The organism is Streptomyces sp. NPDC057249, assembly GCF_042669245.1.
Taxonomy (GTDB): Bacteria; Actinomycetota; Actinomycetes; order Streptomycetales; family Streptomycetaceae; genus Streptomyces.
Window position 1 is genome coordinate 1 of the sequence record NZ_JBHUXS010000024.1, and the last position, 17582, is coordinate 17582.

15 protein-coding genes are annotated in these 17582 nt (G+C 71.6%); 11 read left to right on the forward strand and 4 right to left on the reverse strand.

Translation table 11 applies throughout. The annotated features are described in order from the left end of the window. Window positions 1-239: 239 nt before the first annotated feature. Window positions 240-923 carry a DUF3105 domain-containing protein gene (locus ACFUJY_RS31435; protein ID WP_383305881.1) on the reverse strand — a complete coding sequence of 228 codons (684 nt, stop codon included), beginning with the start codon at window positions 921-923 and terminating at the stop codon, window positions 240-242. Between the two features lie 219 nt (window positions 924-1142). On the opposite strand from ACFUJY_RS31435, the gene glnA reads away from it, so the two are divergent. Continuing rightward, a complete protein-coding gene (gene glnA / locus ACFUJY_RS31440; protein WP_018103490.1) occupies window positions 1143-2504 on the forward strand; it encodes a type I glutamate--ammonia ligase in 1362 nt (453 codons plus the stop codon). A gap of 113 nt (window positions 2505-2617) precedes the next feature. Here the strand turns inward: glnA and ACFUJY_RS31445 are convergent, their stop codons facing one another. Both ACFUJY_RS31445 and ACFUJY_RS31450 read right to left on the reverse strand, forming a co-directional pair. Further along, window positions 2618-3187 (reverse strand): SMI1/KNR4 family protein, encoded by a 570-nt coding sequence (locus tag ACFUJY_RS31445; RefSeq protein ID WP_383305884.1) that lies wholly within the window; start codon window positions 3185-3187, stop codon window positions 2618-2620. Window positions 3188-3234: 47 nt separating this feature from the next. Beyond that, window positions 3235-3687, reverse strand: a complete 453-nt coding sequence (locus tag ACFUJY_RS31450; RefSeq protein WP_383305886.1) for a contact-dependent growth inhibition system immunity protein — start codon at window positions 3685-3687, stop codon at window positions 3235-3237. A gap of 667 nt (window positions 3688-4354) precedes the next feature. Here ACFUJY_RS31450 and ACFUJY_RS31455 point away from each other — a divergent pair. The 4 genes from ACFUJY_RS31455 (at window position 4355) to ACFUJY_RS31470 (ending at window position 6898) form a co-directional block, all read left to right on the forward strand. Next, on the forward strand, window positions 4355-5608 hold the full coding sequence (locus ACFUJY_RS31455) for a helix-turn-helix transcriptional regulator (protein ID WP_383306035.1): 1254 nt from the start codon (window positions 4355-4357) through the stop codon (window positions 5606-5608). A gap of 14 nt (window positions 5609-5622) precedes the next feature. Then, the gene (locus ACFUJY_RS31460) at window positions 5623-5997 is read left to right on the forward strand and encodes a hypothetical protein (protein ID WP_383305888.1); all 375 of its coding nucleotides are present in this window, start codon (window positions 5623-5625) and stop codon (window positions 5995-5997) included. A gap of 92 nt (window positions 5998-6089) precedes the next feature. Beyond that, window positions 6090-6548 (forward strand): tetratricopeptide repeat protein, encoded by a 459-nt coding sequence (locus tag ACFUJY_RS31465; protein WP_383305890.1) that lies wholly within the window; start codon window positions 6090-6092, stop codon window positions 6546-6548. Next, window positions 6545-6898, forward strand: a complete 354-nt coding sequence (locus ACFUJY_RS31470; protein ID WP_383305892.1) for a hypothetical protein — start codon at window positions 6545-6547, stop codon at window positions 6896-6898. The genes ACFUJY_RS31465 and ACFUJY_RS31470 overlap by 4 nt, the downstream gene beginning before the upstream one ends. A gap of 239 nt (window positions 6899-7137) precedes the next feature. Here ACFUJY_RS31470 and ACFUJY_RS31475 read toward each other — a convergent pair whose 3' ends face one another. Beyond that, window positions 7138-7431: a hypothetical protein gene (locus ACFUJY_RS31475; protein WP_383305894.1), complete on the reverse strand. Its 294-nt coding sequence runs from the start codon at window positions 7429-7431 to the stop codon at window positions 7138-7140. 538 nt (window positions 7432-7969) lie between these two features. Here ACFUJY_RS31475 and ACFUJY_RS31480 point away from each other — a divergent pair. The 6 genes from ACFUJY_RS31480 to ACFUJY_RS31505 all read left to right on the forward strand — a co-directional run bounded on the left by ACFUJY_RS31480 (window position 7970) and on the right by ACFUJY_RS31505 (window position 17498). Beyond that, window positions 7970-9151: a S1 family peptidase gene (locus ACFUJY_RS31480; RefSeq protein ID WP_383306037.1), complete on the forward strand. Its 1182-nt coding sequence runs from the start codon at window positions 7970-7972 to the stop codon at window positions 9149-9151. A 139-nt stretch (window positions 9152-9290) separates the two neighbouring features. Beyond that, on the forward strand, window positions 9291-10199 hold the full coding sequence (locus ACFUJY_RS31485; protein WP_383305896.1) for a hypothetical protein: 909 nt from the start codon (window positions 9291-9293) through the stop codon (window positions 10197-10199). A gap of 113 nt (window positions 10200-10312) precedes the next feature. After that, window positions 10313-13171 (forward strand): LuxR C-terminal-related transcriptional regulator, encoded by a 2859-nt coding sequence (locus ACFUJY_RS31490; RefSeq protein ID WP_383305898.1) that lies wholly within the window; start codon window positions 10313-10315, stop codon window positions 13169-13171. Between the two features lie 25 nt (window positions 13172-13196). After that, on the forward strand, window positions 13197-13421 hold the full coding sequence (locus tag ACFUJY_RS31495; protein WP_383305900.1) for a hypothetical protein: 225 nt from the start codon (window positions 13197-13199) through the stop codon (window positions 13419-13421). Window positions 13422-13585: 164 nt separating this feature from the next. Beyond that, complete coding sequence (locus ACFUJY_RS31500) at window positions 13586-14389, forward strand: putative protein N(5)-glutamine methyltransferase (protein WP_383305902.1); 804 nt, start codon at window positions 13586-13588, stop codon at window positions 14387-14389. A gap of 118 nt (window positions 14390-14507) precedes the next feature. After that, complete coding sequence (locus ACFUJY_RS31505; RefSeq protein ID WP_383305904.1) at window positions 14508-17498, forward strand: bifunctional [glutamine synthetase] adenylyltransferase/[glutamine synthetase]-adenylyl-L-tyrosine phosphorylase; 2991 nt, start codon at window positions 14508-14510, stop codon at window positions 17496-17498. The last annotated feature ends 84 nt before the right edge of the window (window positions 17499-17582 follow it).

Below are 17582 nucleotides of genomic sequence, written 5' to 3' on the forward strand. Positions count from 1 at the left end.
GTCGACGTGCTCTGGGCGATGCTGCGTGACAAGAGGCTGTTCACCTCCGCCCCACCGGTCACGCAGACGGCTTGACTTCATCATTGAGATTCCTCCTGCGTACCGAGGGGCGGCCGTACGAACATCCCCGAGCGAACCCATCGTCATGGGCCCGTTCGGGGGATGCGACCGCTATAGCCCATTCGGGTGTATTTACGACACGAGGGAACTTTCCGGGCGCTCCGTCGCCGCGGCCCGGGTCAGGAGCCGTCGAGGCCGCCCGTGCAGGCGGCACCCGGCTCGGGGGTCTGCGGCCCCTGCACGTAATGCGCGAAGAACTGCGCCACGCGCGGGTCGTCCGCTCCGTCGACGGTGACCTGCTTGCCCCAGGCGGTCAGCATGATCGCACCGGCCTGGTCCTTGTAGGGGCTCATGAGCGAGTACGGCGTGCTGGAGACCCGGTCGGCGAGCTTCGCCAGGTCGGCGGCGGGCGCGTCGTCGGTGTACGTCACCCAGACCGAACCGTGCTCCAGGGCGTGCACGGCGTTCACGTCGGGGATCGGCTTCTTGTAGACCTCGCCGTCGCAGTTCATCCAGACCGGGTTGTGGTCCCCGCCGACCGGCGGCTTCATGGGGTAGTGGACGTCGTCCGTCACATGGTTGCGGGTGAGCTTCTTCGCGTCCCAGGACTTCTCGCCCTTGATCGGCCCGGTGGCCAGGTTCTCGTCCTTCTCGCCGGCGGAAGGCGTGCCGCCCTTCCCGTCGGCGACCATCGAACTGTCCGAGCCGTCGGACTCCTTGTCGAGGATCGTGTACGAACCGAAGGCGACGAGCCCGGCGACGACGACGGCGCTGAGACTCACGGCCAGAATCCGGTTGCGGCGGTCCCGCGCCCGGTCGGCGTTGCGCATCTGCTCTATGCGGGCCCTGCGGTCGTAGCTCATGTCGTGTGGTCCTTCTGCGAAGGGGACGGGGAGCGGCGGCTCGGGGTGACGGGGCGGTTCCCGCCCGTACACACCACGGCCGCCGATCGTAGTGGGTGGCCGAGTGCTCCATGTCACGTCGGGTGCGTAATCTGGGGGAAATCCGGGGTCGTGATACTGGAGTCTCTCCCCAGCCCCGGGAGGTGGAGCACGGACCGTCTGAACTGCAAGGATGTGGCTATGGACAAGCAGCAGGAATTCGTCCTCAGGACCCTTGAGGAGCGCGACATCCGGTTCGTACGGCTGTGGTTCACCGATGTCCTCGGGTACCTGAAGTCCGTGGCGGTGGCACCGGCCGAGCTGGAACAGGCGTTTGACGAGGGCATCGGCTTCGACGGCTCCGCGATCGAGGGCTTCGCGCGCGTCTACGAGTCGGACATGATCGCCAAGCCGGACCCGGGGACGTTCCAGATCCTGCCGTGGCGCGCGGAGGCACCGGGCACGGCCCGGATGTTCTGCGACATCCTCATGCCGGACGGCTCACCGTCCTTCGCGGACCCGCGCTTCGTGCTCAAGCGCATCCTGGCCAAGACCTCGGACCTGGGCTTCACCTTCTACACCCACCCGGAGATCGAGTTCTTCCTGCTGAAGGACAAGCCGGTCGACGGCACCCGGCCCACCCCGGCCGACAGCTCCGGCTACTTCGACCACACCCCGCAGAACGTCGGCATGGACTTCCGCCGCCAGGCGATCACGATGCTCGAATCCATGGGCATCTCGGTCGAGTTCAGCCACCACGAGGGCGCGCCCGGCCAGCAGGAGATCGACCTGCGGTACGCGGACGCGCTGTCGACGGCCGACAACATCATGACGTTCCGCCTGGTGATGAAGCAGGTGGCGCTGGAGCAGGGCGTGCAGGCGACGTTCATGCCGAAGCCGTTCTCGGAGTACCCCGGCTCGGGCATGCACACCCACCTCTCCCTCTTCGAGGGCGACCGCAACGCGTTCTACGAGTCCGGCGCGGAGTACCAGCTCTCCAAGGTCGGCCGCTCCTTCATCGCGGGCCTCCTCCGCCACGCCGCGGAGATCTCCGCCGTCACCAACCAGTGGGTCAACTCCTACAAGCGCATCTGGGGCGGCTCCTCCCGCGCCGCGGGCGCCGGCGGCGAGGCCCCCTCGTACATCTGCTGGGGCCACAACAACCGCTCCGCGCTGATCCGCGTCCCCATGTACAAGCCCGGCAAGACCGGCTCGGCCCGCGTCGAGGTCCGCTCCATCGACTCCGGCGCCAACCCGTACCTGACGTACGCGGTCCTCCTCGCCGCCGGCCTCAAGGGCATCGAGGAGGGCTACGAACTCCCGGCCGGCGCCGACGACGACGTCTGGGCGCTCTCCGACGCGGAACGCCGCGCGATGGGCATCGAACCCCTCCCGCAGAACCTGGGCGAGGCGATCTCCCTGATGGAGAAGAGCGAACTGGTCGCGGAAACGCTGGGCGAGCACGTCTTCGACTTCTTCCTCCGCAACAAGAAGCGGGAGTGGGAGGAGTACCGCAGCGAGGTCACCGCTTTCGAACTGAAGGCGCTGCTGCCGGTGTTGTAGGCGCAGGTCAGGCGTCCAGAGACCAGAAAGCGGGCGGGTCACCCGGTTCAACCGAGGTGACCCGCCCGCAGCCGTGCGCGGCGGCACGGCCGCCGTAGGGGTGGGGAACCGCCTTACGACCAGACGAGTCGGCCTTCGGCGATCTGGCAGACGGGGTAGCGTCCCTCGGCGATCTCCGTCAGCTTCTCCGCCACGGAGTCGAAGTATTGGGCCAGCGACTCGTACTCGCCCGTGACCGTGATGTCACCGACGAACCAACTGCCGACACGTCCGTCCCGCACATCGATGAACTTTCCCATCCAGCCGTCGTGGTCCGACAGGAAGGGGATCCACTCATTGCGCCAGAACGGATTGTCCGGCTCGTCGGGAGGGTTGAACCCGCCGGGCATGGAATGGTTCGCGTAGAGCCCCTCCATCGACCGGATGCCCAGAAAGAAGCTTCCCTCGTCCGGGAACCCGGCGAAGCCGCAACATGCCACGTCGTCATCGAAGTCTTCCTCGGATAGATCCAAATTGTTCTGCAACAGCCACGTCCGCAGGTCCTCAGGGAGGGATATGCCCATCCGCTCCTCGGCGGCCGTGAGCACCTGCTCCGTAGCAGGCCCCGGCAACTTCGCGTGATCGGCCGGGGCGTGCTGCCGAAGGAGTGCCATCACATGGGACCAACTCTCAGCCGTACTCATCGCACGCTGCCCTTCCTCTGCCCGGACGCAAGAACCTTGCGGCGATGCTATTTCGAGCCTCCCGTCGCCCCGGTCCCGTCGATGGTGCGGTGTTCGGCTACGAAGCGGCCGGTCTCCTGCACGGCCCGGCTCGGAAGATCGGTGTACGCCGACTCTGGCAGGCCCGCTGCGACGGCACCCAACTGCTGTGCGAACTCCGGCAACAGGGCCCAAACGGTCGAGGGCACATTTACGGTGGCCAGGAGCAGGTCACCCTCGTAGAAGTAGGCGTCGAGCAGCGGCTCCTCCACCAACAGGCGCACGGCGAGCGGGACGACGTAGGGCAGCGCCACCTGCTGGGAGACTAGCGTCCGCAGATCCGCCGGCCGCAGATCGCGCAGCGGTACGCGCCGTAGCGTGTGCACCTTCCGTACCAGATGGGTCGCGGTGGAGGACGGATCCGGCCAACGCGGCGGGTCCAGCTCATCGAGCGTGCGGTCGAGATGCGTCAAAAGGCCCATGGCGTTCATTGTCGGCCTCGGCCCACGTGTGCCGGCCGGCGTGCCCGGCGAACAGGCAGCAGGCGTCGCCGTCGTGCCCGGGGGCGGTGGACGGGCAGTCCGGGAGGACACAGAGTCCGACTTCGGCGTCGTGCCACCGGAGCCACACGGCCGTGGCGGGACCGGCCTCGTCCAGGAGCGCGTAGTGCGGACCGGCGGTGTGGCGGGGGAGTTGGCACTGCGCGGCCGCGTCGACGCAACCCGACGCCGTCATCTGGCGCGCTTCCTCGGTAAGGGACAGTGGTAGTCGGCGCCAGAGCGCGCAGCGCATCACAGGGCCGTGCGGGCGGGGCGGTCGGTGCAGCGCGGACACATGCACGGTGGGAGCACGCCGGAGCCGATGGGCAGCATCCGGTCGTTGTCCGCCCGCACGTCCGTCCTCGGCCCCCACGACCGGCCGGAGTCGCGGGAGACGCGGAGGGTCATGATCACCCGCGCATCGCTGTCCTTCGCCGAAGATCCTCTTCCCGTAGTCATGATCGAACTCCTTGGTGATTTCGTGCATCCGTCCTGGTCGGACACCAGGAAATCGCGCGAAGTCGCAGGTCTCCACGGCACCACTGCGGCATTCTTGATGCAGATTCGGGCACGGCGCGGAGCCGGTCGGAGTCGGCGTGAGGGAGGCGTCATGGGGTTGGCGGAACGGCGCAGGACGCTGGGTTACAGTCAGGAAAGACTGGCTGAGCTGGTGGGCGTGGACCGTACGACGGTCGGGCGCTGGGAGAGAGACTCGATCCAGCCGCAGCCCTCGCAGCGGCGGCGGCTTGCGTCAGCGCTGGAGATCAGTCCCCAGGAGTTGAATGCCCTCCTGTCACCGCCACCAGCGGTAGTGAGGCAGCCAGCAGGGCGCCAGTCCGCACGTCCCCACTACGCGGGAGACCCCGACGACATGATTCGCCGTGAATTCCTTCGGATACTGACCATCAGCGGGGCTCTGACCATCTTGCCGGTGGAAGAGGCCGAGGCTCTTGTGGACGGTGTACGCCGGGGAGAGCCGGCCGATTTCGCGCGCATGAACAGTCATCTCTGGCAGGTCTATCAACTGGCCCGCTCCAAGGGATCCGTCTACCCGGTTGTCCGTGATCAGCTGACGAATCTGACCGAGGCGCTGGCCGGCGAACGCGGAAGTCCTCGCCCCTTGTTGAACGCAGCGGCTGATCTGTTTCAGCTTGCCGGTGAAGTTGCGTTCGACGGCAGTAGGTACGCCGACGCGGCGGCTTCCTACTCCTTGGCGGCATCGGTCAGCAGAGACGCCGATGCGTACGACCTGTGGGCGTGCGCACTCGTTCGGCATGCCTATGTCGACATGTCGGAGCGTCGTTATCAGCAGGCCGCGCAGATGCTCGGGGCTGCTGCGAGGCTGGCGGCGCGGGGCGACAGTCAGCTCTCGACTCGCCACTGGGTCGCCTCGGTTCAGGCCGAGGCGTATGCCGGGCTCGGTGACCTGGAGGCGTGCGAGCGCGCAATGGACCAAGCAGAGCGCGTACGCGACGTGACGGGAGGCAGCATCAGTGGCGGTTGGCTCAGGTTCGACGGCGCGCGCCTCATGGAGGAGCGGGGTTCGCGTTACGTCCAGCTTGGGCGCTTGGACCTGGCGGAGCAGGCGTTGCAGGCAGCGTTGAAGCAGACCGCTCTGGCGTCCGGGCCGTCCTACCGGCGACGTGCGGCGGTGCTCGTAGACCTGGCCGCTGTCGGCGCGAAGCGCCGCGATCCCGACCAGGTGGTTACGTACGGAAATGAAGCCGTCAGTTTGGCGCGCACCTCGGGGTCCGGCTACGTCGCCCGTAAACTCCGAGCCCTGCGCGACGAGTTCGGACCCTTGAGTCACGACCGGCGTGTGGCGGAGCTGGGTGCGGAGATCGGCGTGCTCAACACACTGTGAGGAGAGACGTGGTTATGTCGCAGACCGAGGGTGCGCGGCTGTTTCGGGAGAGTTGGATCGCCGGTGTGCGGCGGCACTTTCCCGGGGAGCCGAAGGCCGGTTACGTCACGCCGTGGGAGGAGACCCCGCAGTGGGAGCGGGACGCGGCCGGGGCCGTGTACGCGCAGGTGCGGCAGTTCGTCGAGGTGAGTGGCGGGCACGTGGCGCGGCTTTCGCGGGAGCAGAAGGGGCGGTTCGTCGCGCTGTGCTGGACGGCCCAGATGTACAAGCACTTCGAGGAGCCGAAGCCGGGGTACGTGGCCGACTGGGACGGCTTGCCGGTGTGGCAGCGGGAGACCGACGCCGACATCTTCGAAACCATCGAGGGCGTGCGGCCGCTTGCGGCGTAGCGGCGGCCGAGGAGAGTGAACCGGTTGCGGGAACCCGGGCACCCGTGTGGGCCGTCGATACCGGAGACTCTGGTGTGACGGGGAGGACGGGTATGTCACGTGGATGGAAGGTCGCCGCGGCCCTGGTGGCCGCCGGGTGCGCTGCCGAAGTGGTGCGCAGGCGGCGGCGGGGGGACTGGGTGGCTCGGGCGAACCGGGAACTGGATGTGCGGGACCGGGTGTTGCGCCAGGAGGACCCCGGGACCGCCGGCCTCCGGCACGAGGCTCATCGGCTGCGCGAACTCGGTGACGCGGACGGTGCGCTGGAGGTCCACGCACGTTTGTTGGCCGCCCGGACGGACGCGCTGGGCGCGGATGACCCGCATGTGCTCGTCACACGCTTCAATCACGCCGGCCACATGTGGGAAGCCGGGGACAAGGCCGGCGCTCTGGCCGCGTACGAAGAGGTCCTGGCCGACATGGTGCGCGTGCTGGGGGAGGATGACCCCGATACGCGGTGGACCCGGAACGTGCTGACGACCCGGCGGAACAAGGCGGAGGGGCGCACGTGACCGGCCGGCAGGCCACGACCACACTGTGGCGCCCCACCGGCCCCGAGGAACTGGCCCTGGTGCGCGACCTGGACTGGCGCGCCTGGCCCCCTCGCCTTCCCGAGCAGCCGATCTTCTACCCGGTCGTCAACGAGGACTACGCGATCCGGATCGCCCGCGACTGGAACGTCAAGCACAGTGGCGTCGGTTATGTGACCCGCTTCGAAGTCGAAACGGAATTCCTGCGCCGGTATCCCGTTCAGCAGGCGGGCGGGCGGACCATCCTGGAACTGTGGGTACCGGCCGAGGAGTTGGGCCGGTTCAACGCGCACATCGTCGGGAGGATCGCGGTGACCCACGAGTTCCGATGACACGCGTCTGCGTCGATACATGGACCGCGGCGGGCTTTTTCGCCGCGGCCCATGGTCTGATCGGCGGCGGTGGCTGCGAAGAGGAGGGTGATCTTCGCAGCCACCGGCACCGTGCCGGGCCGGAACCACGGAAATCATCTGTGGATGTCTCTCGGGCTCCGTCGGAATTCTAGGGACCGGATCGCTGTCGATTCCATACGGAGCAGCGATGTACGGATACGTAGAAAATGACGGGTCGGTCAGAAATGCTGCGCCATGCTCGTCCCTCCGCACGGCCAGACGTCCACGGTCGCGGCAGCCCAGTCGAAGACCCAGCCGGGGCGCAGGCCGCGCGCTCCCCAGCCGTCCGGGCGCCGGCGGGGGAGCGGGTGGCCCGCCTGCTGCGCGGTGGCGGCCGTGTCGCAGGTCTCGCGTGCGATGCGGAGGGCGTCCGACCAGGTGTCGGCGGGCCCTGTGAAGATGTGCAGCCCGCGCTGCTCGGGCCGTCCGCAGTTCCTTATGGGGACGTTGACCTGGTAGTAGGTCTGGGGCATGGCACCGTCTCCTCCGTAGAGCGGTCGCGTTCCTTCGCGGCCGCTCGGCTTCATGCCCGGGCGGTCGCCGGGCGGCCTCCGCCAGCGTACGAAGCGGCCCGGGCCCCTCATATCCGGAACGGTCAATCACCTATACGTATCCCGGGCTCCCGGCTGCGCCCCCGGGCGCGCCGGGTTTTCTGCGTATACGTGAATCCGCCCCCCCTGATGTAACGGCGGGCCCGCTGCCTCTACGGTTCGGGCGGGGCGCCGCCGCCCGAACCGAGGCGTGCCCCGAAACACTTTCAGGCGACGGCCTTTTGCTTGGTTCTCGTTCAACAGGAATACCGCAGGCCCTGTTAAGAAAGATTACCGACGCATGCGTCTTGAAATCCCTTCGATCGCTGGGCAATAGTTCCGTTCGCGGCGAGTCGATGACTTTCCGTTAGCCAGAAACCGCCTTCGCCGGCGTGTTGTTCACGCATTCCGGCGTACACCCCCCTTGAGTTTCTGGCTGCCATCAGAAGGGATCAACGTGCGTAACTCCCGTAAGTACCGCATGGCAGCGCTGGGCCTCGCGCTCTCGGCCTCGGCAGTCCTGGGAACCCAGACCCTGGCCCAGGCGCAGGAGCCGGCGCCCGCCCCCCGCTACCAGCCCGAGATGGTCCGGGCGCTGGCCGCTTCGCTCGGTGTGAGCGAGAAGGCCGCGATCGACCGTCTGGACCGGCAGGACGCCCAGCAGGCCAAGCTCGCCGCACTCACCAAGAGCGGCATAGCCGGCGACGGGGCCTTCTTCGACGCCTCCGGCAAGCTGACCGTCAACGTCGGCGACAAGGCCGAGGCGGCCAAGGTCGAGAAGGCCGGCCTCGCGGCCCGGGTGCCCGCGAGAGGCCAGGCGGAGCTCGACCAGGTGAAGTCCCGGCTGGACGCCCTCGCCGCGAAGAAGGTCCCCTCCGGAGTCGCCTCCTGGTCCGTCGACCTGGCCTCCGACAAGGTGACCGTCAAGGTCAACAACGACCGGGGCGCCGCCGCCAAGGCGTTCCTCGCCAAGGCCGCCCAGTACGGCGCCGCCGTCGAGATCGTGCGCGGCCAGGAGCAGCTCGAGCCCAAGGCCGCGATCTACCCCGGCAGCAAGATGACGCTGAACAACACCACCGGCTGGTGCTCCGTCGGCTACGGCGCCCACGACAGCTCCGGCAGGCAGTACCTGGTGAGCGCGGGACACTGCGTCGTGAACACCCTGCGCTACGACGGAACGGCCTTCGCCCAGGGCTACCACACCCGCTACAAGCTCGGCAGCAACAGCGTCGACATGGGCATCGCGACCGTCAACTCCGGCCACTCGATCGTCACCGCGGTGGGCACCTGGGGCCAGGGCAGCACCAGGACGGTCGCCGTCAAGGGCAGCAGCCGGGCCGCCGTCGGTGCCGCGATCTGCAAGTCCGGCGCCACCACGGGCTGGACGTGCGGTTCGATCACCTCGTACAACAACACCGTCACGTACGTCGATCTCAACGGCGGCCCCGACACGGTGATCACCGGCCTGGGCGCCTCCAGCGTCTGCGTCGAGGGCGGTGACAGCGGCGGTGCCTACATCTCCGGCAACCAGGCCCAGGGCATGACCTCCGGCGGCCCGACCAACCAGCAGTGCACGGGCGGGGTCTACTCCCGCGGCTCCTCGTACTTCCAGCCGCTCGGTGACGCCCTCCAGTACTACGGTCTGACGCTCAACACCAACTGAGCACGTCCGCAGCAGGCAAGGCCGGGGGCCGTTCGCGCGACAGGGCGAGCGGCCCCCGGCTGCTTCCCGGTGCGACGTGTCCGCTCCGGCCCCGAACGCCCGACTCCGCCCGAAGAACCTCCACCCGCTGGAAGACGCCATGGCGAACACCCCCCACACCACCGACCCGGACACGATGTTCGCGACCACCTTCAAAGAGGCCCTGCGGCGGCGCGGTCTGCCGTTGGAGCACGTACGCGAGCACCTCGAGGCCCACGGAATCACCGTCAGCGTCGCCACCCTCAGCTACTGGCAGAGCGGCCGCAGCCAGCCGGAGAAGGCCCGGTCCCTGCGCGCCGTCGACATCCTGGAGCCGTTCCTCGGTCTCCCCGGCGGCGCCCTGCGCTCCCTGCTGCGGCGCCGGCCCCGCGGCTGGGCCCCGCCCCACGACCCGGCCGCCGTCCGCGGTCTGTACGGCGAGAACTCCGACGTCGAACAGGCCCTCGGGGACGCCTTCCCGCACTTCAACGCCGGCCTGCGAAGGCTGGTCGTCCACGAGGCGGTACGCGTGAACGAGCACCGTCTCGTGGACGAGATCCGCGTCACCGTCGCGGTCAGGGCCGCCCACCACGACGCGCGGCACCTCACGGTCGTCCACGCTCTGGACGGCGCGCAGGGCGACGCGTGCGAGGTCACCGCTCCCTCGGGGCCGGCCCCGCGCACCCGGTTCCGGCCGGACCTGAACTGTGTGGTCGCCGAGATCCCCTTCGGCCGCCGACTGGTCAGGAACGAGACCGCGGTGGTCGAGTACACCCTGCGTACCGCCGCGACCGAGGGCGTCTCCCACCAGCACGAATCCCGCGTCACCACACCCTTGCAGAGCTATCTGCTCCAGGTCCGCTTCCACCCGTCGGCCGTGCCGTCGACGTGCTGGCACCACTACCGCAGACGACTCGGTGCCGAGCCCGGCCGGCAACTCGCCGCCCTCGACGGCCTCCATACGACGCACCTGCTGCCCACGAAGCCGGCGCCGGGCGTCTACGGCATCGAATGGGGCTGGGCGGACTGAACTCCGGCGCCCCCTCGCCTCCGCCACGGCCTTGGTACGGTGCGGGCACCGGCGGCGAGGTGCCGGGCGCCCGTCCCCGCACCTTCCGGATGAACGAGAGCGAGGATGACGCCGTGATCCAGACGCGTGGTCCCGCTCTGCGGCCCCTGGCCCGGGCCCTCACCGACGAGGGTGCCGAACCGGTACTGCTGTACGTCGAGGGCGCCGCCGGCGAGGGGAAGAGCCACCTGCTCCAGGCCCTGGCAGACCTGCCCGGGACGGCGCACACGGTCCGCGTGCGGTGGAGGTGCGGAGCCGGCGCCGGACCTCCCGGCGAGGACGGGCTCCGGCGGGCGCCCACCCTGTGGCTCGTGGACGACGTCCACCGGGCCGACGAGGACGAACTGCGGTGGCTGCGCCGCGTCCTCGGGGGGCTGGAGCCGGGCTCGGCGGCCGCCGTCGCCTACCGGCCCGAGGAACTGCCCGTACCCGGCCTCCCGCTGGGCGGTCGGCCGGTGACGTACCCCTCCCGGCTCACCGTGCTCCGGCACCGGCTGGTCCCCTGGGACGAGGAGCGCGTCCACCGGGCCGCCGCGGAGGCGCTGGGCGGGAGCTGCACGGCCGAGGCTGCGCGCAGACTCCACGAACTCACCGGCGGAGTGCCCCAGGTGGCCGTCGACCTCCTCGCCGTACTGCGGGAACGGCAGCCCGCGTTCACCGGCACGGCCGCCGAGGTGGAGGCGGCCGGTGTGCCGACCCGCCTCGCGGAACTCGTGCTGAGCCGTACGCACGCGCTGCCCCCGGAACACCGGCCGGTGGTCTGGGCGGCCGCCGTCCTCGGCGCTTCCGTCCCCAGGGGCGAACTCATCGCGGTGTCGGGGCTCGGAGCCGAGGCCGGGACCAGGGCGCTGCTGCGGGCCCTGGAGACGGCCGCCCTCGCCGAGCCGGCCGAGGGCCGCTACGGCTTCGCCGTCCCGCTGGCCGCCCCGGCCGTACGGGCTTCCGTACCGGGACCCGTCCGCCAGGACCTGCACGGCCGGGCGGCTGCCGTGCTGCGCGGCAGGCAGCCCGTGCCCTGGGCCGACGTCGCCGAACACCACAGGGCGGCCGGGGAGACCCGCACCTGGCTCCGAGCGGTCGAGAAGGCGGCCGGGGCCGCCGCCGCGGCCGGCCGGCACCAGCAGGCCGTCACCCTGCTGGAACGGACCCTGGCCACGCCCGGCCTGCCCCCGCAGAGCCGCGCCCGCCTCGCGCCGCTCCTCGCCCGCAGCGCGGTGACCGGACTGCGCTCGGACCAGACCGTCGAGGTGCTCACCCAGATCGTGCGAGACGCGTCCCTGCCCCCGGCCGTCCGCGGAGAACTGCGGCTCGACCTGGGCCTGATGCTCGCCAATCAGATGGGCCGGGGGCCCGAGGGGCGCCAGGTGCTGGAGATCGCCGCCGCCGAACTGTGCGAGGTCCGGCCGGTCCTGGCCGCCCGCGCCATGGCGGCACTGTCCAGCACCTTCGTACCGGGCAACCACATCGACGCCGACCGGGAGTGGATAGCCAAGGCCGTCACCCTCACGGAGGCCGGCGGGGACCGGGCCATGCGCACGGCGGTCCTCGCCAACCGGGCCGACCTCGCCCTGAGCTGCGCCGACCCGGGAGCGTGGGAACTGGTCGGGGAACTGGCCGGGGAGCTGTCCGGCGAGGACCCGGACCCCGCGTGCGCCCGGCAGGCCGCGCGCGGCCTGTGCAACGCCGCGAACTCCGCGGTCTGGCTCGGCTTCCACGACCGGGCGGAGGACCTGCTCGCGGAAGGACTCGACCTGGCCGCACGCAGCGGCGCGCCCTACCTCGAGCACACGGCGCTGGGGGCACGGCTGCTCCAGGAGTGGTGGACCGGCCGGTGGGCAGGCCTGGCCCAGCGGTGCGAGGATTTCGTCGCGGCGACCGCCGACATGCCGTTCCTCGCCTCCGACGCCTACGTCGTACGTGGCCTGCTCGCCCTCGCCCAGGGCGACTGGGGCGAGGCGGGGGCCTGGCTGGCCCAGCGCGGGACCACCCGGGCCGAGAACCTGCCCGTCCCCCTGGCCGCGACGGCGGCCGGCGCCGCGATCCGCCTCGCCCTGGCCCGCCAGGAGATCGAAGCCGCGGCGGACCGGGCACGCGCAGCCTGGGCGGCCCTCGCCGAGAAGGGGGTGTGGACGTGGGGTCCGGAACTCCTGCCGTGGGCCGTGGAGGCGGTGGCCCGCGCGGGCGACACGATCGAGGCGCACGCCATGGTCCGGGCCTTCTCCCAGGGGATCGACGGACGCGACGCGCCCGCCGCCCAGGCCGCACTGATCTGGGGCAGGGCCGTCCTGACCGAAACGGAAGCGCTCGCCCGGGAGGAGCGGCACCGGCTGCTGCGCGCCGCGGAGCTGTACCAGGAAGCGGCGGCCGCGTACGCGGCCATGCCTCACCCCTACGGCCGGGCGCTGACCGCGGAGGGCGCCGGGCGCTGTGTGCTCGTGGCCGCCGAAGCGGATGCCGGGCCGGCCGACGAGGGCGGGGACACCGCCGAACCTCCGGGGCCGGTCTGCCTCTCCACCCTGTCGGCGGTCGCCGAACTGGAGACCTGCGCCCGGGGCTTCACCGAACTGGGCGCCGTCTGGGACGCGGCACGGGTCAGGGCCCTGCTCCGCACCCAGCGGCCGGTGAAGAGGGGCCGCCCGCCCGGACGCCCGTCGCACGCCGACGAGTTGTCCCCCCGGGAGGCGGAGGTGGCCCAGCTCGCGGTCTCCGGGCTGACCAACCGCGAGATCGCCGCGACCCTCCACCTGTCCCCCCGGACGGTGGAGCAGCACATCGCCCGCGCCATGCGCAAGACCGGTGCGCTCTCCCGCCGCGACCTCGCCCACCGCCTGGCAACGACCCGTACGCCACGCGCCGGTGCGGGAGAGCCTGGACCAACCCCCGCCGGTGACCGACAATGGGTGGAAGATCACGCGTCCTGCGGGCCGCCGTGACCCGGGGGAACGGGGGAGGCACATCATGCACGCGGTCCTCATCGTGTTCGGGCTGCTCCTCGCGGCCATCGTGTTCCTGATCGCGAAGGTGAGCCTGCGCCAGCGGCGGCGTACGCACAACTTCGACGGCCAGGAGATCGAGCGGCACCACAGTGCGGAGATACGCCACGTCCGCGCCGCGAACAGGTCCAGCGCCGTTCACAACGGCTTCGTCAACGGCGGCAACGACTACCGGCCCAGGCGGGGCTGAGACCTGAGGTAGTCTTTCGCTTCCCGCACAGGGACATGACCAAGGAGGTGGGACCCATTACCGCTGTTTCGACACGGGTGCTCCCCTTCCGCGAACGCGTGGCCGACCGGACCTAGGGCCTGCCGCGGAGCACCCCTCGGTTTTCCTCCGAAAGGCTCCGCACCATGCCGGTCCCCCTGTCACCGTCCGACCTCTCCTCCCTCGCCGCCACCCTCCGCGCCGCCGGCTGCGTCTTCGCCGAGGACGAGGCCGGGCTCATCGCCGCCACCGCCGCCGATCCCGCCCAGGTCACCGCCATGGCCGAACGGCGCGCCGCCGGGCACCCTCTGGAACACGTCCTCGGCTGGGCCGAGTTCGCCGGGCTGCGGATCTCCGTCGACCCCGGCGTCTTCGTCCCCCGCCGCCGCACCGAGTTCCTGATCGACCGGGCCGTCGCCCTCGCCCCGGACCCGGCCGTCGTGGTCGACCTGTGCTGCGGCTCCGGCGCGCTCGGCGCCGCGCTCGCCGCCGCGCTGGACCGGGTCGAACTCCACGCCGCCGACGTCGAGCCCGCCGCCGTACGCTGCGCCCGGCGCAACATCGGGGACCGGGGACGCGTCTACGAGGGCGACCTCTTCGCACCCCTGCCCGGCGCCCTGCGCGGGCGCGTCGACGTGCTCCTCGCCAACGTGCCGTACGTCCCGACCGGCGATGTCGCCCTCCTCCCCGCCGAGGCCCGGGTCCACGAACCGCTCGTCGCGCTCGACGGCGGCGGCGACGGCCTGGACGTCCTGCGCCGGGTCGCCGCGGAGGCGGCCCACTGGCTCGCCCCGGGCGGCAGCCTCCTGGTCGAGACGAGCGAGCGGCAGGCGGAGACCGCGGCGGGCGTCCTGGCGGGCGGCGGGCTCGTGGCGCGCGTCGACTCCTGCGAGGAGCGGTACGCCACCGTCGTCACCGGGACGCTGCCGGTACGGCCCGCGGCCGGCTGACCGGGATGCCGAAGGAGCGGCCGCGCCCCACACCCCGGCCGCTCCCCGCGCCCCGACCCCGCACCGCCTAAACTCCGAAGGCTGGGAGCTGATCGGGCGGCGAGCGGGAGAGCGCGGGATGACCATGGTGCCGGGGCGCAGGAGCAGTACGTTCACCCGACTGCTGCGGCACGGTTTCACCGACCCGTCCGCCGCCGAGCGGCTGCTCGACCTGCCCGACTTCTCGTCCGTACGCTCCGACTCCGTGCTCCTCGACGCGCTCGGGGCCACCGCCGACCCCGACCTCGCGCTGCGCGGCCTCGTCCGGCTGGTCGAGGCGGAGGAGGCGGGGGAGCGGCAGATCCTGCTGGACACGCTCGTCACCGCCAAGCCGCTGCGGGACCGGCTGCTCGGGGTGCTCGGCGCGTCGGAGGCGCTCGGCGACCACCTGGCCCGGCACCCGCGCGACTGGCAGGCCCTCGTCACGTACGAGGCCGCCGACCTGCACCCCGGGGTCGCCGAGTTCGAGCAGGAGCTCGCCGGCGCGGACGGGCCGGACGGCCTGCGCGTCGGCTACCGGCGGTGCCTGCTGTCCATCGCCGCGCGGGACGTCTGCGGCACGACCGACGTCGCCGAGACCGCCGCCGAGCTGGCCGACCTCGCCACCGCGACCCTGCGCGCCGCCCTGCGCATCGCTTCGGCCGCCGCCCCCGACGACGCGGCGCAGTGCCGGCTCGCGGTCGTCGCGATGGGCAAGTGCGGCGGTCACGAGCTGAACTACGTCTCCGACGTGGACGTCATCTTCGTCGCCGAGCCCGCCGACGGCGCCGAGGAGAGCAAGGCCATGCAGGCCGCGACCCGGCTCGCCTCGCACCTCATGCGGATCTGCTCCGACACCACGGTCGAGGGCACCATCTGGCCCGTCGACGCCAACCTCCGCCCCGAGGGCCGCAACGGCCCCCTCGTCCGCACGCTCTCCTCGCACCTCGCGTACTACCAGCGCTGGGCCAAGACCTGGGAGTTCCAGGCGCTGCTGAAGGCCCGGCCGGTGGCCGGGGACCGGGCGCTCGGCCTGGAGTACGTCGAGGCGGTGTCACCGCTCGTCTGGCAGGCGGCGGACCGGGAGAACTTCGTCCCCGACGTCCAGAAGATGCGCCGCCGCGTGGTCGACACCATCCCCGCCGACCGCGTCGACCGGGAGCTGAAGCTCGGGCCCGGCGGGCTGCGGGACGTCGAGTTCGCCGTACAGCTCCTCCAGCTCGTGCACGGCCGCAGCGACCCCGCCCTGCGCAGCGGCTCGACCCTGGAGGCGCTGAAGGCGCTCGCCGAGGGCGGGTACGTGGGGCGCGTCGACGCCGTGCAGCTGGACGACGCCTACCGCTTCCTGCGCGCCATGGAGCACCGCATCCAGCTCTACCGGCTGCGCCGCACCCACCTCGTCCCCGACGAGGAACCCGACCTGCGGCGCCTCGGCCGCTCCCTCGGGCTGCGCACCGACCCCATCGCCGAGCTGAACCAGGCGTGGCGGCGGCACGCGTCCGTGGTGCGGCGGCTGCACGAGAAGCTGTTCTACCGGCCGCTGCTCGACGCCGTGGCCCAGCTCGCGCCCGGCGAGTCCCGGCTCAGCACCAAGGCCGCCACCGCCCGGCTCGTCGCCCTCGGCTACGAGGACCCGGCAGCGGCCCTCCGCCACCTGGAGGCCCTGTCGTCCGGGGTCTCCCGCAAGGCCGCCATCCAGCGCACGCTGCTGCCCGTGCTCCTCGGCTGGTTCGCGGACTCCGCCGACCCGGACGCCGGGCTCCTCGGCTTCCGCAAGGTGTCCGACGCGCTCGGCAAGACCCCGTGGTACCTGCGGCTCCTGCGCGACGAGGGGGCCGCGGCCGAGAACCTCGCCCGGGTCCTGTCGGCCGGCCGGCTCGCCCCGGACCTGCTGCTGCGCGCCCCCGAGGCCGTCTCCATCCTCGGCGACCCGCAGGGCCTCGCCCCGCGCAGCCGGGACCACCTGGAGCAGGAGGTGCTGGCCGCCGTCGGCCGCGCGGACGACGCGGAGACGGCCGTCGCGGTGGTGCGCGGGGTGCGCAGGCGCGAGCTGTTCCGCACGACGGCCGCCGACCTCATCGGCTCGTACGGTACGGAGGACAGCCCGGCCGAGTCCGACCCCGGCGCCCTCGTGGACCGGGTCGGCGGCGCGGTCACGGACCTGAACGCCGTCACCATCGCGGGCGCGCTGCGGGCCGCCGTGCGCGCGGAGTGGGGCGACACGCTGCCGACCCGGTTCGCCGTCATCGGCATGGGGCGGTTCGGCGGGCACGAGCTGGGATACGGCTCCGACGCGGACGTCCTCTTCGTGCACGAACCCCGGGAGGGGGTGGACGAGCAGGAAGCCGGCCGGGCGGCGAACCGGGTGGTCTCCGAGATGCGGCGCCTCCTCCAGCTGCCCACCGCGGACCCGCCGCTCGTCATCGACCCCGACCTGCGCCCCGAGGGCAAGAACGGCCCCCTCGTGCGCACCCTGAAGTCCTACGACGCGTACTACCGGCGCTGGTCCCTGGGCTGGGAGAGCCAGGCCCTGCTGCGGGCCGAGCCGATGGCCGGGGACCTGGACCTGGGCGCGGAGTTCGTGGAGCTGATCGACCCCCTGCGGTATCCGGCGGACGGGCTGGGGGATGACGCCGTCCGCGAGATCCGCCGGCTCAAGGCCCGGATGGAGTCGGAGCGGCTGCCGCGCGGCGCGGACCCGACGCTCCACACGAAACTGGGGCGCGGCGGGCTGAGCGACGTCGAGTGGACGGTCCAGCTGATGCAGATGCGCCACGGCCACGAGGTCCCGGGCCTGCGGACCACCCGCACCCGCGCGGCGCTGGCCGCGGCGCGCGAGGCGGACCTGATCTCCGAGGACGACGCCCAGACCCTGGACGAGGCGTGGGTCCTGGCGACCCGCGTCCGCAACGCGGTCATGCTCGTCCGGGGCCGCCCCGGCGACACCTTCCCCTCGGTCCCGCGCGAGCTCACCGCCGTGGGGCGGTACCTGGGGTACGAGGAGGGGCACGTCGGGGACATGCTGGACGACTACCGCCGGGTGACGCGCAGGGCGCGGGGTGTGGTGGAGGAGCGGTTCTACGGGGGGTGAGGGGCGCCCTCCGGAGGCTTCGCGGGGCGCTGCCCCGCACCCCGCTCCTCAATCGCCGGAGGGGCTTGATTTTGCCGCGGGCCG